At 70.3% G+C, this 14330-nt stretch carries 14 protein-coding genes and 1 pseudogene; 7 read left to right on the forward strand and 8 right to left on the reverse strand.

The features are described 5' to 3' along the window. The first annotated feature begins 1 nt into the window (after position 1). The 3 genes from ACIQD6_RS01800 to ACIQD6_RS01810 all read left to right on the forward strand — a co-directional run bounded on the left by ACIQD6_RS01800 (position 2) and on the right by ACIQD6_RS01810 (position 1601). Positions 2 to 565, forward strand: coding sequence for a hypothetical protein (locus tag ACIQD6_RS01800; protein WP_401877005.1), 564 nt, complete (start codon positions 2 to 4; stop codon positions 563 to 565). Positions 566 to 758: 193 nt separating this feature from the next. Continuing rightward, entirely contained in the window at positions 759 to 1334 is a 576-nt protein-coding gene (locus ACIQD6_RS01805; RefSeq protein ID WP_401877007.1) for a hypothetical protein, read from the forward strand. A gap of 45 nt (positions 1335 to 1379) precedes the next feature. Beyond that, on the forward strand, positions 1380 to 1601 hold the full coding sequence (locus ACIQD6_RS01810) for a hypothetical protein (protein WP_401877008.1): 222 nt from the start codon (positions 1380 to 1382) through the stop codon (positions 1599 to 1601). A 55-nt stretch (positions 1602 to 1656) separates the two neighbouring features. Here ACIQD6_RS01810 and ACIQD6_RS01815 read toward each other — a convergent pair whose 3' ends face one another. Beyond that, positions 1657 to 3411 (reverse strand): acetyl/propionyl/methylcrotonyl-CoA carboxylase subunit alpha, encoded by a 1755-nt coding sequence (locus tag ACIQD6_RS01815; protein ID WP_401877010.1) that lies wholly within the window; start codon positions 3409 to 3411, stop codon positions 1657 to 1659. Between the two features lie 344 nt (positions 3412 to 3755). Here ACIQD6_RS01815 and ACIQD6_RS01820 point away from each other — a divergent pair, with 344 nt between their 5' ends. Then, positions 3756 to 4208 (forward strand): hypothetical protein, encoded by a 453-nt coding sequence (locus ACIQD6_RS01820; protein ID WP_401877012.1) that lies wholly within the window; start codon positions 3756 to 3758, stop codon positions 4206 to 4208. Here ACIQD6_RS01820 and ACIQD6_RS01825 read toward each other — a convergent pair. The 5 genes and pseudogenes from ACIQD6_RS01825 to ACIQD6_RS01845 all read right to left on the reverse strand — a co-directional run. Beyond that, a complete protein-coding gene (locus ACIQD6_RS01825) occupies positions 4189 to 4803 on the reverse strand; it encodes a nucleoside triphosphate pyrophosphatase (RefSeq protein WP_401877014.1) in 615 nt (204 codons plus the stop codon). The two genes, ACIQD6_RS01820 and ACIQD6_RS01825, sit on opposite strands and share 20 nt — an antisense overlap. A 92-nt stretch (positions 4804 to 4895) precedes the next feature. Next, the gene (gene mmpB, locus ACIQD6_RS01830; protein ID WP_401877016.1) at positions 4896 to 5024 is read right to left on the reverse strand and encodes a morphogenic membrane protein MmpB; all 129 of its coding nucleotides are present in this window, start codon (positions 5022 to 5024) and stop codon (positions 4896 to 4898) included. Between the two features lie 89 nt (positions 5025 to 5113). Continuing rightward, positions 5114 to 6613 (reverse strand): ATP-binding protein, encoded by a 1500-nt coding sequence (locus ACIQD6_RS01835; RefSeq protein WP_401877018.1) that lies wholly within the window; start codon positions 6611 to 6613, stop codon positions 5114 to 5116. Next, entirely contained in the window at positions 6613 to 7398 is a 786-nt protein-coding gene (locus ACIQD6_RS01840) for a winged helix-turn-helix domain-containing protein (protein WP_401878052.1), read from the reverse strand. Before ACIQD6_RS01840 ends, ACIQD6_RS01835 begins: the two co-directional genes overlap by 1 nt. Positions 7399 to 7427: 29 nt before the next feature. After that, positions 7428 to 7779: pseudogene (locus ACIQD6_RS01845) on the reverse strand (response regulator transcription factor); the annotation flags it as partial. A 249-nt stretch (positions 7780 to 8028) separates the two neighbouring features. Between ACIQD6_RS01845 and ACIQD6_RS01850 the strand changes: the two are divergent. Together ACIQD6_RS01850 and ACIQD6_RS01855 are read left to right on the forward strand one after the other, a co-directional pair. Further along, positions 8029 to 8670 (forward strand): carbonic anhydrase, encoded by a 642-nt coding sequence (locus tag ACIQD6_RS01850; RefSeq protein WP_401877019.1) that lies wholly within the window; start codon positions 8029 to 8031, stop codon positions 8668 to 8670. Positions 8671 to 9398: 728 nt separating this feature from the next. Next, the gene (locus ACIQD6_RS01855; RefSeq protein ID WP_401878055.1) at positions 9399 to 11021 is read left to right on the forward strand and encodes a SulP family inorganic anion transporter; all 1623 of its coding nucleotides are present in this window, start codon (positions 9399 to 9401) and stop codon (positions 11019 to 11021) included. Positions 11022 to 11242: 221 nt separating this feature from the next. Here the strand turns inward: ACIQD6_RS01855 and ACIQD6_RS01860 are convergent, their stop codons facing one another. Continuing rightward, positions 11243 to 11455 carry an acyl-CoA carboxylase epsilon subunit gene (locus ACIQD6_RS01860; protein ID WP_401877021.1) on the reverse strand — a complete coding sequence of 71 codons (213 nt, stop codon included), beginning with the start codon at positions 11453 to 11455 and terminating at the stop codon, positions 11243 to 11245. Positions 11456 to 11505: 50 nt separating this feature from the next. After that, a complete protein-coding gene (locus ACIQD6_RS01865) occupies positions 11506 to 13167 on the reverse strand; it encodes an acyl-CoA carboxylase subunit beta (protein ID WP_401877023.1) in 1662 nt (553 codons plus the stop codon). Between the two features lie 187 nt (positions 13168 to 13354). Here ACIQD6_RS01865 and ACIQD6_RS01870 point away from each other — a divergent pair, with 187 nt between their 5' ends. After that, entirely contained in the window at positions 13355 to 14263 is a 909-nt protein-coding gene (locus ACIQD6_RS01870) for a biotin--[acetyl-CoA-carboxylase] ligase (protein WP_401877025.1), read from the forward strand. Positions 14264 to 14330 lie beyond the last annotated feature (67 nt).

The following is a 14330-nucleotide window of genomic DNA, read 5'->3' on the forward strand; positions in this document are numbered from 1 at the left end:
GATGGATGAAATGGAACTGAAGGAATCTCTTGCCGTAGCGGGTCTCCTGGTGCAGGAAGAATGCGGCGACCTGGGTGGGCTCATTCCACCCCTTGTCACCGGCCAGGCGCCGAGCTGTCCTCTTGAGGACGGCCGCACCGAATCCCTGGTGGACATCGAGGACCCGCTGCTGCTCGAGAAGGCGAACGCGGACTGGTACCGGCTGTCGGTCGAAGCAGGCCTTTTCACTGAGGTCGATCGTCGGTTTCTGGTCGCGCTCACCCCTGAGGAGGATGGTCCTTCGCAGTGGATCTGCGTGGAATTGCAGGACTCGTGGGACATCATGGGGAACGGTGCTTCAGGATTGCTCGGCAGCGGGTACTGCCGTCCCGAATTCCGCATGCTCTCGCTTGATGGGGCAGTGCTTTGCTGCGGAACCACCTGGGAGTCCGCGATCAGTGCGTTCGTAATGAAAGAACCGCACAATTCGCAAGTTCTTCGCAAGTTCGCTGAATGGGTGGCAACTGGCGAAATTGGGCACCCGGTGGAGGGAGTCGCGGCGCGTCGCTGGCTCGATAGAGCTTAGGTTTTTGGAACCCCGGGAAGGGATTTCGGTCCCTTGCCGGCAACGCGCGGCCGGACGCGGGCGCCCCCACGAGAAACCTCGTGGGGGCGCCCGCGTGACCAGTACGAGATGTGACCGGCTTCGTGCTGGACGGCGTGCAGGAGGAAGGCCCACCTGCAGGCGATTCGCCAATCGCCGGCGCTTGAAGTGAATCGTGGTTGAAGCAATGGATCATCCTGGGCGACTTGCCCCCGGCGGCCTGGTCTTCCTGGGGCTGATGAGCCCGGAAGACCCCCTCATCCCGCCGACGCTCGCCACTCTGTCTCCGGGATATCCGCCAACGTCCAGGAAATGGCTCAGGTCAGTCGTCGACAGCGATACTCCGGATTTCGTCACCAGGGCGAACAAGGGTTGGTTCGATCTGTCCAGCGAAGGGGGTCTTTTCGGCGAGGATCGAGAATTCCTGGTCGCCGTCGAGGTCCATGAAGGCGAGGGCGACTGGTGGTGGGCGCGCGTCAGGCTGGCCGAATCCTGGGACATCATGGGCGCGGGTTCCGCCGCCGCGCTCGGCAGCGGTTTCGGCGCACCGGAGTTCGCCATGCTGTCGCCGAGTGGAGACGTCATTGTCTGTGGCACCGCGGGAGATTCCTCGATCGGCACTGTCCTGGTGAACAGATTCCGGAGCCTCGCCGGCCTTCGCGAGCTCGCGGATTGGAAATCAGGCTGGCCGGGAACGCCACAGCACGAGAGGGCGGCCGCCCGGAGATGGCTCGAGTCCCTCGGTCAATGAACATAATTTGCGGTGTGCTGTGAGGTTGCTGCGGAGGAACACATAGTGAGCACGTCGAGTTACGGCACCCATCCGGAAGTGCTGTCCCGTCTCCTGGGGGATCTCGCCCCGGAGGAACGACGGCAGGTTCGGTACCTCGACGCGGCGGAGAACGCGGACGTCGAGGAACGATGCCTGAACAAGTTTCCGCAGACGGGTGGAAGTCTGGAGTTCGGGGGTGCCCCGCCGGGCGAACTCGGGGCCCGGCGGGGCGAAAAGGAGAAGTGATGCTCGGGTCACGGAGACGGGCCGTCGGCTTACGCCCCCGTGACAGAACCCGACGTCAGTCCTTGATCTCGCAGATCGACGCGCCCGAGGTGACAGAGGCTCCGACCGCGGCGGCCAGGCCCTTGACGGTGCCCGAGCGGTGCGCGTTCAGGGGCTGTTCCATCTTCATGGCCTCCAGGACGACGACCAGGTCGCCCTCCTTGACCTCCTGGCCCTCCTCGACCGCGACCTTGACGATCGTGCCCTGCATCGGCGAGGCCAGGGTGTCGCCCGAGGCCGCCGAGGCGGACTTCTTGGCGGCGCGGCGCTTGGGCTTCGCGCCGGCGGCGAGGCCGGTGCGGGCCAGCGACATGCCCAGGCTGACGGGCAGGGAGACTTCGAGGCGCTTGCCGCCGACCTCGACCACGACGGTCTCGCGGTTCGACTCGTCGTCCGTGTCCGCGTCGGCGGGGGCGGCGAAGGCCGTGATGTCGTTGACGAACTCCGTCTCGATCCACCGGGTGTGGACCGTGAACGGGTCGGACGTGAACGCCGGGTCGGTGACGACCTTGCGGTGGAACGTGATGGCCGTGGCCATGCCCTCGACCGTGAACTCGCCCAGCGCACGCGCCGCGCGCTGCAACGCCTGCTCGCGGGTGGCGCCGGTGACGATCAGTTTGGCGAGCAGGGAGTCCCAGGCCGGGCCGATCACCGAGCCGGACTCGACGCCCGCGTCCAGGCGGACGCCGGGGCCGGAGGGCGGGGCGAAGGTGGTGACCGTACCGGGGGCGGGCAGGAAGCCGCGGCCCGGGTCCTCGCCGTTGATACGGAACTCGAAGGAGTGCCCGCGCACGGCCGGGTCGTCGTACCCCAGCTCCTCGCCGTCCGCGATCCGGAACATCTCACGGACCAGGTCGAGGCCGGTGACCTCCTCGGTGACCGGGTGCTCCACCTGGAGACGGGTGTTGACCTCCAGGAAGGAGATCGTGCCGTCGGTGCCGACGAGGAACTCGACGGTGCCCGCGCCGACGTAACCGGCTTCCTTGAGGATCGCCTTGGACGCCGCGTACAGCTCGGCGTTCTGCGCGTCGGACAGGAACGGCGCGGGCGCCTCCTCGACCAGCTTCTGGTGGCGGCGCTGGAGCGAGCAGTCACGTGTCGACACGACGACGACATTGCCGTGGGTGTCGGCCAGGCACTGGGTCTCCACGTGCCGGGGCTTGTCCAGATAGCGCTCGACGAAGCACTCGCCGCGGCCGAAGGCGGCGACCGCCTCGCGCACGGCGGAGTCGTACAGCTCGGGGACCTCTTCGAGCGTACGGGCGACCTTCAGGCCGCGGCCGCCGCCGCCGAAGGCGGCCTTGATGGCGATCGGCAGGCCGTGCTTCTCGGCGAACGCCACGACCTCCCCGGAGCCGGAGACCGGGTCCGGGGTACCGGCCACCAGCGGGGCGCCGGCGCGCTGGGCGATGTGGCGCGCGGCGACCTTGTCACCGAGGTCGCGGATCGCCTGCGGCGGCGGGCCGATCCAGGTCAGGCCCGCGTCGAGAACGGCCTGGGCGAATTCGGCGTTCTCCGACAGGAAGCCGTAGCCGGGGTGGACCGCGTCCGCCCCGGAGTCCTTCGCGGCCTGGAGCACCTTGGCCATGTCCAGATAACTGGCGGCCGGGGTGTCACCGCCCAGGGCGAACGCCTCGTCTGCCGCGCGGACATGCAGGGCATCCCGGTCCGGATCGGCGTAGACGGCTACGGATCCGATCCCGGCGTCCCGGCAGGCACGGGCAACGCGGACAGCGATTTCGCCACGGTTGGCGATGAGCACCTTGCGCACGATGGCTCCCTCCTTGGAACAAGCTGAGTTTAGGGATAGCCGACACGCTCATTCGACCCGTCCCCAATGGTGAGCTTGCCCACACAGAGCGTGGTTCGAGGCTCGCTCAAGTCGTGAAATCCCATGTGACACCACGGTACGCCGCGATGTCCCGTCGCACAGTAGCTGTCCGGTGTGCGCCAGCTCTCTGTCCGAGTGCCCCTCGGCCGATCGCGATTCTTTGTGGAGTATCTACTAACGGTGGCCTGATTCTTTGCCTCCGCTCGGGCTCTTGCCCGACGGTTTACCGGTTAGTAACGTGCGCGATATCGTCCGTACTGCTGGTAACAGGGAGGGTGGGCGCCGTGGGCAGGCCTGTGGCGTGGGTGGCGGCGATCGTGCTGCTCGTGGAGGGGCTGGGCATCGTTTTCGTCAACGGTGTGCTGGCCACGGTCGCCGACAATCAGAAGATGTCCCTCGCCGGTCTCGATCCGGAGGCCATGTCCGCCGGTGCGTGGGTGATGGGCGGCGTCTTCGGCCTCTGTCTCGCGCTGTGCGCCGCGATTCTCGTACGTACGGCGGTCAAGGACCGGGCCCCGAGCCGCTTCGGCCGGATCGCGCTGATCTCCTGCGCGGTGGTGCACGCGGTGCTGGGGGCGCTCACGGTGGGCCTGGTGGGCTGGACGGCCTTCGCGTTCATGATGGTCGTACTGGGGCTGCTCGTGCTCACTCTGCTCGCGTACGAGACGGAGCACGAAGGGGCGTACGAGGAGGAAGGGGCGCGGGAGGAAGCGCCGTTCAGGCCCACAGGTCGGTGATCGCGACCCCGTGCTCGCCCAGCAGCCGGCGCAGCAGGGGCAGCGACAGACCGATGACATTGCCGTGGTTGCCGTCGATCGAGTCGACGAAGGGCGCGGAGCGGCCGTCCAGGGTGAAGGCGCCCGCGACATGGAGGGGTTCGCCGGACGCGACGTACGCGGCGATCTCGGCGTCCGTCGGGTTCCCGAAGCGGACGGTGGTCGAGGCGGTCTCGGCGGCGCTGCGGCCGGTCGCGGTGTCGATCACGCAGTGGCCTGTCCGCAGGATGCCCGCCCGCCCGCGCATCGACTTCCAGCGGGCGGTGGCCTCCTCGGCGTCGGCGGGTTTGCCGAGCGCCTCGCCGTCGAGTTCGAGGACGGAGTCGCAGCCGATGACCAGCGCGCCGGCCGTCTCGGGGCGGGCGGCCACCGCGGTGGCCTTCGCCTCGGCCAGAACGCACGCCAGTTCGGCGGGGTTCGGCGCGGACAGCGCGTCCTCGTCGACGCCGCTGACGATCACCTCGGGGGCGAGTCCGGCCTGGCGGAGCAGTCCGAGGCGGGCGGGGGATGCGGAGGCGAGGACGAGCCGGCGGCGCTGATCGGTCATGCGGGCCATCGTAAGTCGCATCGTGAGTCGCGGGCGCGGGGCGGGGTGTGCGGGGCCGTCCGGCTCGGCGGGGCCGTCCGGCTCAGCGGATGCCGTCCAGTTCAGCGGATGCCGAGTACGACCATCGCCAGGACGACCGCCAGAGCCATCAGCACTCCCGCGCGGCGCAGCATGTGCTGCGTTTCCCGCAGTTCCTTGGAAGGCTCATCCTTCGGGTCGGACCACAGCATGACTTCGATCCTCCGGCCGACACGGCTCGAACGCCTGAGTACCCGTACTCAGGCGCCGCCCGCGTCCGGGCTCACCGCCAACCGGCTCCTCACCGTTCCAACATGTCCATGTCCATGCCGGAGTCCATGCCGGAACTCGCCCCCGTACCCACGCCCGCTCCGACCGGCGGGCGGCGGCGCGGGTGGGGGATGCCCGGGAAGCCGGTCGAGCGCCGGGGCATCACCGACTGGAGGCGGATGACGGCCTTGAGGCCGCCGCCCGGGGCGGGCAGCAGCAGGGCCTCGCCGCCGCTGGCCAGGGTGAGCCGCTGGACGAGGGCGAGGCCCAGGCCCGTACCGCCCTTGGGGGCGTTGGGGGCGCGCCAGAAACGGTCGAAGGCGCGGCGGCGTTGCTCGGCGGTCATGCCGGGGCCCTGGTCCGTGACGTGCAGCTCCGACCCGGTGGCGCGCAGCCGCCGGGACACGGTCACCACGCTGCCCATCGGGGCGACGCGCAGGGAGTTGGAGAGCAGGTTGTCCAGGACCTGTTCGACGGCCCCCGGTACGGCGAGGGCGCTGCCGATCGGATTGCCCAGGAGGAGGAGACGTACGCCGTGCTGCTCGTACAGTCCGTGCCAGGCGGCGGTCCGCTCCTCCATCGCCCGGTCCAGGTCGACGGGTTCGGGGGTGAGCGCCTTCTCCTCCATGCGGGCGAGGGCGAGCAGGCCCTCGACCATTCTGGCCAGCCGCTCGGTCTCGGTCATCGCCGCGGTCAAGTTGCCGCGCAGATGCGGCGGGACGTCGATCTCCAGGTTGTCCAGGCGCAGCCGCAGCGCGGCGAGCGGGGTCTTCAGCTGGTGGGACGCCTCGCCGGCGAAGGCGCTCTGGGAGGCGAGCAGGTGCTCCAGCAGCGCGGCCGTACGGTTGAAGGTGACGGCCAGGCTGCGTATTTCGGGCGGCCCCGTGGTCACGGAGGCCGGGGTGGCGAGGCTGCCGCCGGCCAAGGTGTGGGCGGCGCGCTCCAGTTCGAGGATGGGGCGGCCGATCCAGCGGGCCAGCGCGAACGCCACGGTGGCGACGGCGACCAGCACTCCGATTCCGCCGAGGCCCAGCCCCAGCCAGACCCGGTGGACGTCGCCCGCGATCGCCTCGGTGGGGATGGCGAGGCGTACGGCGCCCTGGAGCTTGCCGTCGTGCTGGACCGGGACGGCGACGGACAGCGAGTTGACGCCGCCGATGGTGGACGTGCTCACGTCGGCGCCGCTGCGGCCGAGGAGCGCGGCGGAGATCTCCGGGCGCTGGGCGAGTCCCGCCTGCTCCTCGGGGACGAGCGGGTGCGAGGTGGCGAGCAGGGCGCCCTTGCTGTCGACGACGAGGATCTGGCCGCCGATGCGTTCGGCGCAGGCGGCGACCTGTTTGTCGAGTTCCTCGGGGCGGCCGTAGGCGATGGAGAGGGCCGCGAAGTCGGAGACCGATTCGGCTTCCTGGTGAGCCGCGTTGGTGGCGCGGTCCTGCTCGGCGCGGCTGTAGACGTAGCCGAGCGGGATCTCCAGGCAGAGGAGGACGAGGGCGGCGAGGGTCAGGTAGCTGGTCAGCAGTCGGCGCGTCATCAGTGCTGCGATTCCGGGTAGGCGCTGTCGCTGTTGGTCCGTACGGCGAGACGCAGACCCACTCCGCGGAGGGTCTGGATCCAGGCCGGGTTGCCCAACTTGCGGCGCAGGGTGGCGACATGCACGTCAAGGGTCTTGGTGGGGCCGTGGAAGTGCGGGTCCCAGACGCGGTCGAGGATCTGCTGGCGCGAGTAGACCGCTCCCGGGTCCTCGGTCAGCAGGGCCAGCAGGTCGAACTCCTTGGGGGTGAGGGTGATCGGCGTCTCCCCGATCCAGACCTGGCGGGTGCGGCGGTCGACGATCAGTGCCCCGGTCGGGGCCGACCGCGGCGGGGACGACTGCGGCGGTGCGGGATCGGGCCAGGCGTCGGCCCCGGGCGCCGCCGGTCCGGGCCGGGATTCCGGCTCGGGCGGGGCCGTGGGTACGGACACGGGGACGGAGCCCTGCCAGGCCGGCATCGCGGTGGGTGCCGTGGCCGGCGGGTCGCTCCGACGGGGCGCGTCGCTCCGGCGTGGCAGGTCCGTCCGGCGGGGCGGGTCGGGGCGGTACGGAGCGTCGGTGCGCGGGGGTTCGGTGCGGTACGGAGCTTCGGTCCGGTGGGGAGGGGCGGGCGGGGCGCCGAACGGGGCGGGTGGGGCATCCGGAGCCGCCGGGACCGAGTAGGGGTAGGCCCCCGGGCTGTTGGTGACCTCCACCCCGATGGGGGCGGTGGTGCCCTCGAAGGCGCCCGGCGCGTTCGAGGGCGGCATACCCGGCGGGGCGGCCATGGGGTTCATGGACGGCATCCCCGTCGGGGCGGCGCCCGCCCAGGCCGCGCTGCGGCGGGTCACGGCGCGGATCCGGGCGATGAGTTCGCGGACGCTGAACGGTTTCGCCAGATAGTCGTCGGCGCCCAGTTCCAGGCCCAGCACCCGGTCGGCCTCCGTGCCGCGCGCGGTGAGCATGATGATCGGCACGTCCGAGACCTGCCGGATGCCACGGCAGACGTCGATGCCGTCCATGTCCGGCAGTCCCAGGTCGAGCAGGACGATGTCGCCGTACGGGCCTTGCAGCCCTTCGGTGCCGGTGGCCACATGGCCGACCGTCAGCCCGTAGCGGCCGAGGCCCTCGACAAGGGGTTCGGCGATCGTCTCGTCGTCCTCGATGAGCAAGGCCCTCAGTGTCATTAAGTTCCGTCTCTCAGTTAATTCGGACGACGTTCGTTGCCCCATACTGCGCCCCATACTGCGCGTCGGGGCGAACACCGTACAACAGTCGATTTTCTGCCGCCCGTTTTCAAGGGAGTTGGGGCCCAGGTCACATCAACTGGCCAAATTCTTGCGTTGCCTTAGTGTCCTACTAACCTTCGCCTTGGGTAGCGCTCTCTACGGTGTTGAACCAGGTCCTGGCCACAACCCACCCGTTGGAGAGGCACCATGAAGGCTCTGCTCGACCGTGCTCGCTCGTTCCGTCGTCGTGTGGATTTCGAAAGCGAGACATACCGGAAACTCGCCGATGGGCAATTTCCGGAGGCGCTCTTCGTCGCCTGTTCCGATTCCCGCGTCATACCCGCATTGATCACCGGCGCACGCCCCGGTGAGGTCTTCGAAATGCGAAACGCGGGCAACATCGTGCCGCCCCACCGGCCACATCTGGTGTCGGGTGAGGCTGCCACCATTGAGTACGCGCTGGAGGTGCTGGATGTTCGAGACATCGTCGTCTGCGGTCATTCGCACTGCGGGGCGATGGGCGCGCTGGCCTCCGGCAAGGACCTCTCGGGCCTGCCCGGGGTGGGGGCCTGGCTGGATGTCGCCAAGCCGGGGCTCGCTGCCGTACTCGACCGGGAGGAGGCCGCGGCCGCCGTGGCCGCGACCGACCGGGGCAGGAACGAACTGGTCACGGAGCTGGCGCAGTTGAACGTACGGGTCCAGCTGGCGCGGCTGCGGGAGTACCCGGCGGCCCGGAAGCGGCTCGCGGAGGGCAAGCTCCGGCTGCACGGCTGGTACTACGAGGTGGACACGGGCGAGATCTCGGAGCTGAACGCGGAGGACGACAGCTTCCTGGTGCACGCGTGCTGAGCCCGGGGCAGGGCCCCGGCAGGGGGCAGGGCCGGGGGCACGGCGACGGTGAGCAGGCGTACGGACAGGGATACGGCCCGGGGTACGGCCGGGACCCGGGGTACGGCCCGGACCCGGACCAGGGCGGTCAGGGCTACGACGACCAGGGGTACAGCGGTCAGGGTCACGGTGGTCAGGACTACGCCGATCAGGGTTACGGCGGCGATGACTACGGCGACCAGGGTTACGGCAGCCAGGAGTACGTCGGCGGTCAGGGCCACGGCGGCCTGGGGTACGTCGGTCAGGGGCACCCGGGCGCGGCCGGCGGTGGCCGCCACCGGGCCCGGGGCGCCGGACACGGATCCGGCGGACATGGATCCGGCGGACATGGATCCGGCGGACACGGATCGGGCGGGCACGGACCCGCCGGGCACGGATCCAGTGGCCCGACCCGTACGCACGCGCCGTCGCCCGCCCAGGGCTACGGGAGCTACGGGGGCGCGTCCGACTCCGGCGGCTTCGATCCGTTCGACGCCTTCGGCTCGTACGGATCGCCACCGCCCGAACCGCCGCAGCCACCGAGGCCCTCGGGCCCCCCGGGCCCGGCCGGGTCAGCCGGGTCCGCCGGGTCCGCCGGGGTGAAGATCCCCGGCATCGGTCAGATGATCGGCCGGGCGACCGGCCAGAAGGCCGGCCCGCAAGCAGGTCAGAAGCCGGGTCAAAAGGCCGGTCAGAAGCCCGGTCAGAAGGTGGACATCGCCAACGAGATCACTGCCTCGTTCGTCGTCTTCCTCGTCGCCCTTCCCCTCTGCATCGGGGTGTCGGTGGCCTCCGGAGCCCCGGCCGAACTGGGCATCATCTCCGGTGTCATCGGCGGCCTGGTGGTCGGCATGGCGCGCGGCAGCACCCTCCAGGTGAGCGGCCCCGCGGCCGGGCTGGCGACGCTCGTCGCCGAGGCGGTGCTGGAGTTCGGACTGGCCACGCTCGGAGTGATCGTGCTGGCGTCCGGCGTGTTGCAGATCGGGCTCGGGCTGATCCGGCTGGGCCGGATGTTCCAGGCGATCTCCATCGCGGTGGTGCAGGGCATGCTGGCGGGGATCGGGCTGCCGCTGATGTTCAGCCAGGCGTATCCGCTGGCGGACGCCAAGGCCATCGGCGCACCGTTCGAGAACATGCTCGGCATCCCGGGGCTGATCGCGAACACCCTCGCCGATCCGCAGAAGGCGATCGCGGCCGGGCTCGGTATCGGCACGGTCGTCCTGAGCTTCCTGTGGAAGAAGATGCCGCCGCCGGTGAAGAAGATGCCGGCCGCCCTGGTCGCGGTGGCCGGCGGTATGGCGGTGGCCTCGCTGCCCGGCGTGGAGATCAACACCCTCCAGGTCGGCAACCTGCTGGCGTCCGTGAACATCCCCGGCCCCACCCAGTTCGCGGCCCTCGCCAACGGCGCGGTGCTGACGACCGTACTCACCTTCACGATCATCGCCTCGGCGGAGAGCCTGTTCACCGCCGCCGCCGTCGACCGGATGCACACCGGTGAACGCACCCGCTACAACTCCGAGTTGATCGCCCAGGGCGCGGGCAACGCCGTCGCCGGCTTCCTCGGCGCGCTGCCGATCACGGCCGTCGTCGCCCGCAGCTCGGCCAATGTCCAGGCAGGAGCCAAGACCCGGCTCTCGCGCACCCTGCACGGCCTGTGGCTGCTCGCCTTCGCGCTGCTCCTGCCGAACGTGCTCGCGCTCATCCCCATCTCCGTACTGGCGGGTGTCCTCGTACACAGCGGATGGAAGCTGTTCGCGCCGGAGGAGTTCCCGAAGATGTGGCGGCAGGACCGGGGCGAGTTCGCGGTGATGACCATCACCACGGTCGTGATCGTCGCCACCGCCCTGCTCGAAGGCGTACTCGTGGGCCTGGCGGCGGGCATCATCCTGGCCGCGCTGCGGATGTCGCAGACCTCGGTGACCACCAGCGTGGAGGGCGACACGGCGAAGATGGTCATGGCCGGCAACGCGACCTTCCTGCGTCTGCCGAAGCTCATCGACGCGCTGGAGGAGGTCGCCTCCGCCGGGATGCCGCGGATACGGCTCGACCTGACCGGCGTGACGCACTGGGACCACGCCTGCCGCAACCAGGTGGACGAGTTCGTGGCACAGCACCGGGGAACAGGTGAGGTACGGGTGGAGTTGCTGCGCCCGAACACCCCGAACGCGCCGATGCCACCGGCCGGGCCCGGTATGTCGAAGCCCGACGAGGGCCCAGGGCATCTGCCGGGGCCGACGGCGGAGTGGTTCTACCTGGACCCGACGCCGATGGACGACCTGATGGATCAGATGGACCCCATGGACGACTACCGGTCACCGGCGCGGATGCGCTGACCCGCCGGCCGGTTGTCGCTCGGCTGGCCCCGGCTGATCCCGGCTGATCCCGGCTGATCCCGGCCGGGCTCGGCCCACTCGGCCACCGCCACCCCCCACACCGAAGGCGCCGTCCCATTCGCGGACGGCGCCTTCGGCATGCGGGTTGTCCGCTCGGTTCGGTACGCGGGCTCACGGGGATCGCGGAGCCGGCCGTCCACCTGGCTACCCGGGCTGCCTGTCTACCCGGGCCAGTACGTACGCGCCCACGCCCCCGGTCCCGGCCGCGGGACACGGTGGCGGGCGATCCGGGTCGGGGCCGACCACTGGGCGGGAAGCTCGGCCGGGCCCGACGGGGAGTCCTCCTCCACCACCGACGCGGCACGGGCCTGGACCACGGCCAGCGCGGCGGCCAGCTCCTCGCGGGTCGGATTGCCCCGTACGACCTTGATCATCGCCAGCTCCCTTTGTTTGGAGAGGTGTTCGGAATAAGGGGTCCTAGGCCCTAGAGGGGGATGTTGCCGTGCTTCTTCGGAGGCAGGCTTTCCCGTTTCGTACGCAGCTGACGCAGGCCCTTCACGATGTGTGCCCGGGTGTCCGACGGCATGATCACCGCGTCGACATAGCCACGCTCGGCCGCCACGTACGGGTTGAGCAGCGCGTCCTCGTACTCCTCGATCAGCCGGGCGCGCGTCGTGTCCTGCGCCGTCTCGTCACCGGCCGCCGCGATCGTCCGGCGGTGCAGGATGTTCACCGCGCCCTGCGCGCCCATCACCGCGATCTGCGCGGTCGGCCAGGCCACGTTGAGGTCGGCGCCCAGGTGCTTGGAGCCCATCACGTCGTACGCGCCGCCGAACGCCTTGCGGGTGATCACCGTGATCAGCGGGACCGTGGCCTCGGCGTACGCGTAGATCAGCTTGGCGCCGCGCCGGATGATGCCGCCGTACTCCTGGTCGACACCCGGCAGGAAGCCCGGCACGTCCACGAACGTCAGCACCGGGATGTTGAACGCGTCGCACGTCCGGACGAAACGTGCCGCCTTCTCCGAGGCGTTGATGTCCAGACAACCCGCGTACTGCAGCGGCTGATTGGCGACGACACCCACCGGAAAGCCCTCGACCCGGCCGAAGCCGGTGACGATGTTCGGGGCGAACATCGCCTGCGTCTCCAGGAATTCACCGTCGTCCAGCACATGCTCGACGGCGGTGCGCATGTCGTACGGCTGGTTCGCCGAGTCCGGGATCAGCGTGTCCAGCTCGCGGTCCTCGTCCGTCGTCTCCAACTCGGCCACCTCAGGGAAGGCGGGCGGCTCGGAGAGGTTGTTCGACGGGAGGTACGACAGCAGGGACTTGACGAACTCGATGGCGTCCTTCTCGTCACCCGCCATGTGGTGCGCGACGCCCGAGGTGGTGTTGTGGGTACGGGCTCCGCCCAGCTCCTCGAAGCCGACGTCCTCGCCCGTCACCGTCTTGATGACATCCGGACCCGTGATGAACATGTGCGAGGTCTGGTCGACCATCACCGTGAAGTCCGTGATCGCGGGGGAGTACACGGCGCCGCCCGCGCACGGGCCGACGACCAGGCTGATCTGCGGCACGACGCCCGAGGCGTGCACGTTACGGCGGAAGATCTCCGCGAACAGGCCCAGCGCGGCCACGCCCTCCTGGATCCGGGCGCCACCCCCGTCGTTGATGCCGACGATCGGGCAGCCGGTCTTCATCGCGAAGTCCATGACCTTCACGATCTTCTCGCCGTAGACCTCGCCGAGCGAGCCGCCGAAGATCGTGAAGTCCTGCGAATAGACGCAGACCGGGCGGCCGTCGACCGTGCCGTAACCGGTGACGACCCCGTCTCCGTACGGCCGGTTCCGCTCGATGCCGAAATTGGTCGAGCGGTGCCGGGCGAACTCGTCCAGCTCGACGAAGGACCCCTCGTCGAGCAGCAGATCGATCCGCTCGCGTGCCGTCAGCTTGCCCTTGGCGTGCTGTTTCTCCACCGCCCGCGCCGACCCGGCGTGCGTGGCCTCCTCGATGCGGCGCCGAAGATCCTCGATCTTGCCGGCGGTGGTGTGAGGCGCGGCACCGGTGGTCGCGGGGGCGACCGGCGGGACGGGGGTGGCTGGTGTGGCGGGCGTTGCGGTTCCGTGGGCGTTTTCCGGCTCGGACATCGGGATGCTGCTCCCTGCGGGGTCACGGGTGTCACGGGTGCGGTGCGGGTGAGATTGCGGGTGCGGGTGGGGTGAGGGGACGAGTGCGGTTGAGGATGAGGTTGCTGTGGAGTTGCTACTGACCCGTAGCGTATCGGCGCGGATGCCGTTCGGCAGTGCGGTGTTTGCCACATCTAGGGTGGCTTGTATGACGGAGCCCCATGCCTCACAGAGCCGCTGGTCCGACCTCGAACGCCCGCCGCTGAACGTACGCGAGCTGCGCCGTGGGCTGCTCCTGCCCGGCGGCCTGTGGACCTCGCTCGACGTGGTCGCCGCGACCGGATCCACCAACTCCGACCTCGCGGCGCGGGCGAGGGAGGGCGCACCCGAGGGCGCCGTACTGATCGCCGAGGAGCAGACCGCCGGGCGGGGACGGCTGGACCGCCGGTGGTCGGCGCCGGCCCGCTCCGGGCTCTTCTTCTCCGTGCTGCTCAGGCCGGGCCCGGACGTACCGGTGGAGCGTTACAGCTGGCTGCCGCTGCTGGCCGGCGTGGCCGTCGCGACCGGGCTGTCGCGGGCGGCGGGCGTGGACACGTCCCTCAAATGGCCCAACGACCTGCTGGTGACGGTGGACGGCGAGGAGCGGAAGGCGGGCGGAATCCTCGCGGACCACGCGGTGGTCGCGGGGGTGCCGGGGTGCCGGGGGGCCGGGCCTGGAGCTGGGCCCGGGGGCGACGCGGTCGTGATGGGCATCGGCCTGAACGTCTCGCTCAAGGCCTCGGAGCTACCGGTCCCGACCGCGGGCTCGCTGGCCCTCGCGGACGCGGTGTCCCTGGACCGCGACACGTTGCTGCGCGGGGTGCTGCGGTCGCTGGAGCGCTGGTACGGGGAGTGGCGCCGGGCGGGCGGCGACCCGGGGATGTCCGGGCTCCAGGAGGCGTACGTGGCGGCGTGCGCGACGCTGGGACGCACGGTGCGGGCGGAGCTGCCGGGGGGGCGGGAGCTGCTGGGCGAGGCGGTGGCGGTGGACGTGGAGGGGCGGCTGGTGCTGGTGACGGGGGACGGAGTCCGGCATGCGGTGGGGGCGGGGGATGTGGTGCACGCGCGGGCGGTGTAGCCGGGCGGGTGCGGTGTCGCCGTCCGGCGGGGGCGGGGCGGGGCGCGGGGCGCGGTCCGGCGGGTGC

Origin of the sequence: Streptomyces sp. NPDC088400, assembly GCF_044753355.1 — a bacterium.
In the GTDB taxonomy this organism is placed as follows: Bacteria; Actinomycetota; Actinomycetes; order Streptomycetales; family Streptomycetaceae; genus Streptomyces.

Bases quoted from the DNA above. Each gene is read 5' to 3' on its own strand.
- ACIQD6_RS01800 (WP_401877005.1), top strand. From the start codon at position 2: ATGGATGAAATGGAACTGAAGGAATCTCTTGCCGTAGCGGGTCTCCTG.
- ACIQD6_RS01850 (WP_401877019.1), top strand. From the start codon at position 8,029: ATGAAGGCTCTGCTCGACCGTGCTCGCTCGTTCCGTCGTCGTGTGGAT.
- ACIQD6_RS01835 (WP_401877018.1), bottom strand. From the start codon at position 6,613: ATGACGCGCCGACTGCTGACCAGCTACCTGACCCTCGCCGCCCTCGTC.
- ACIQD6_RS01865 (WP_401877023.1), bottom strand. From the start codon at position 13,167: ATGTCCGAGCCGGAAAACGCCCACGGAACCGCAACGCCCGCCACACCA.
- ACIQD6_RS01870 (WP_401877025.1), top strand. From the start codon at position 13,355: ATGACGGAGCCCCATGCCTCACAGAGCCGCTGGTCCGACCTCGAACGC.
- ACIQD6_RS01825 (WP_401877014.1), bottom strand. From the start codon at position 4,803: ATGGCCCGCATGACCGATCAGCGCCGCCGGCTCGTCCTCGCCTCCGCA.
- ACIQD6_RS01860 (WP_401877021.1), bottom strand. From the start codon at position 11,455: ATGATCAAGGTCGTACGGGGCAATCCGACCCGCGAGGAGCTGGCCGCC.
- mmpB (WP_401877016.1), bottom strand. From the start codon at position 5,024: ATGCTGTGGTCCGACCCGAAGGATGAGCCTTCCAAGGAACTGCGGGAA.
- ACIQD6_RS01840 (WP_401878052.1), bottom strand. From the start codon at position 7,398: ATGCCGTCCATGAACCCCATGGCCGCCCCGCCGGGTATGCCGCCCTCG.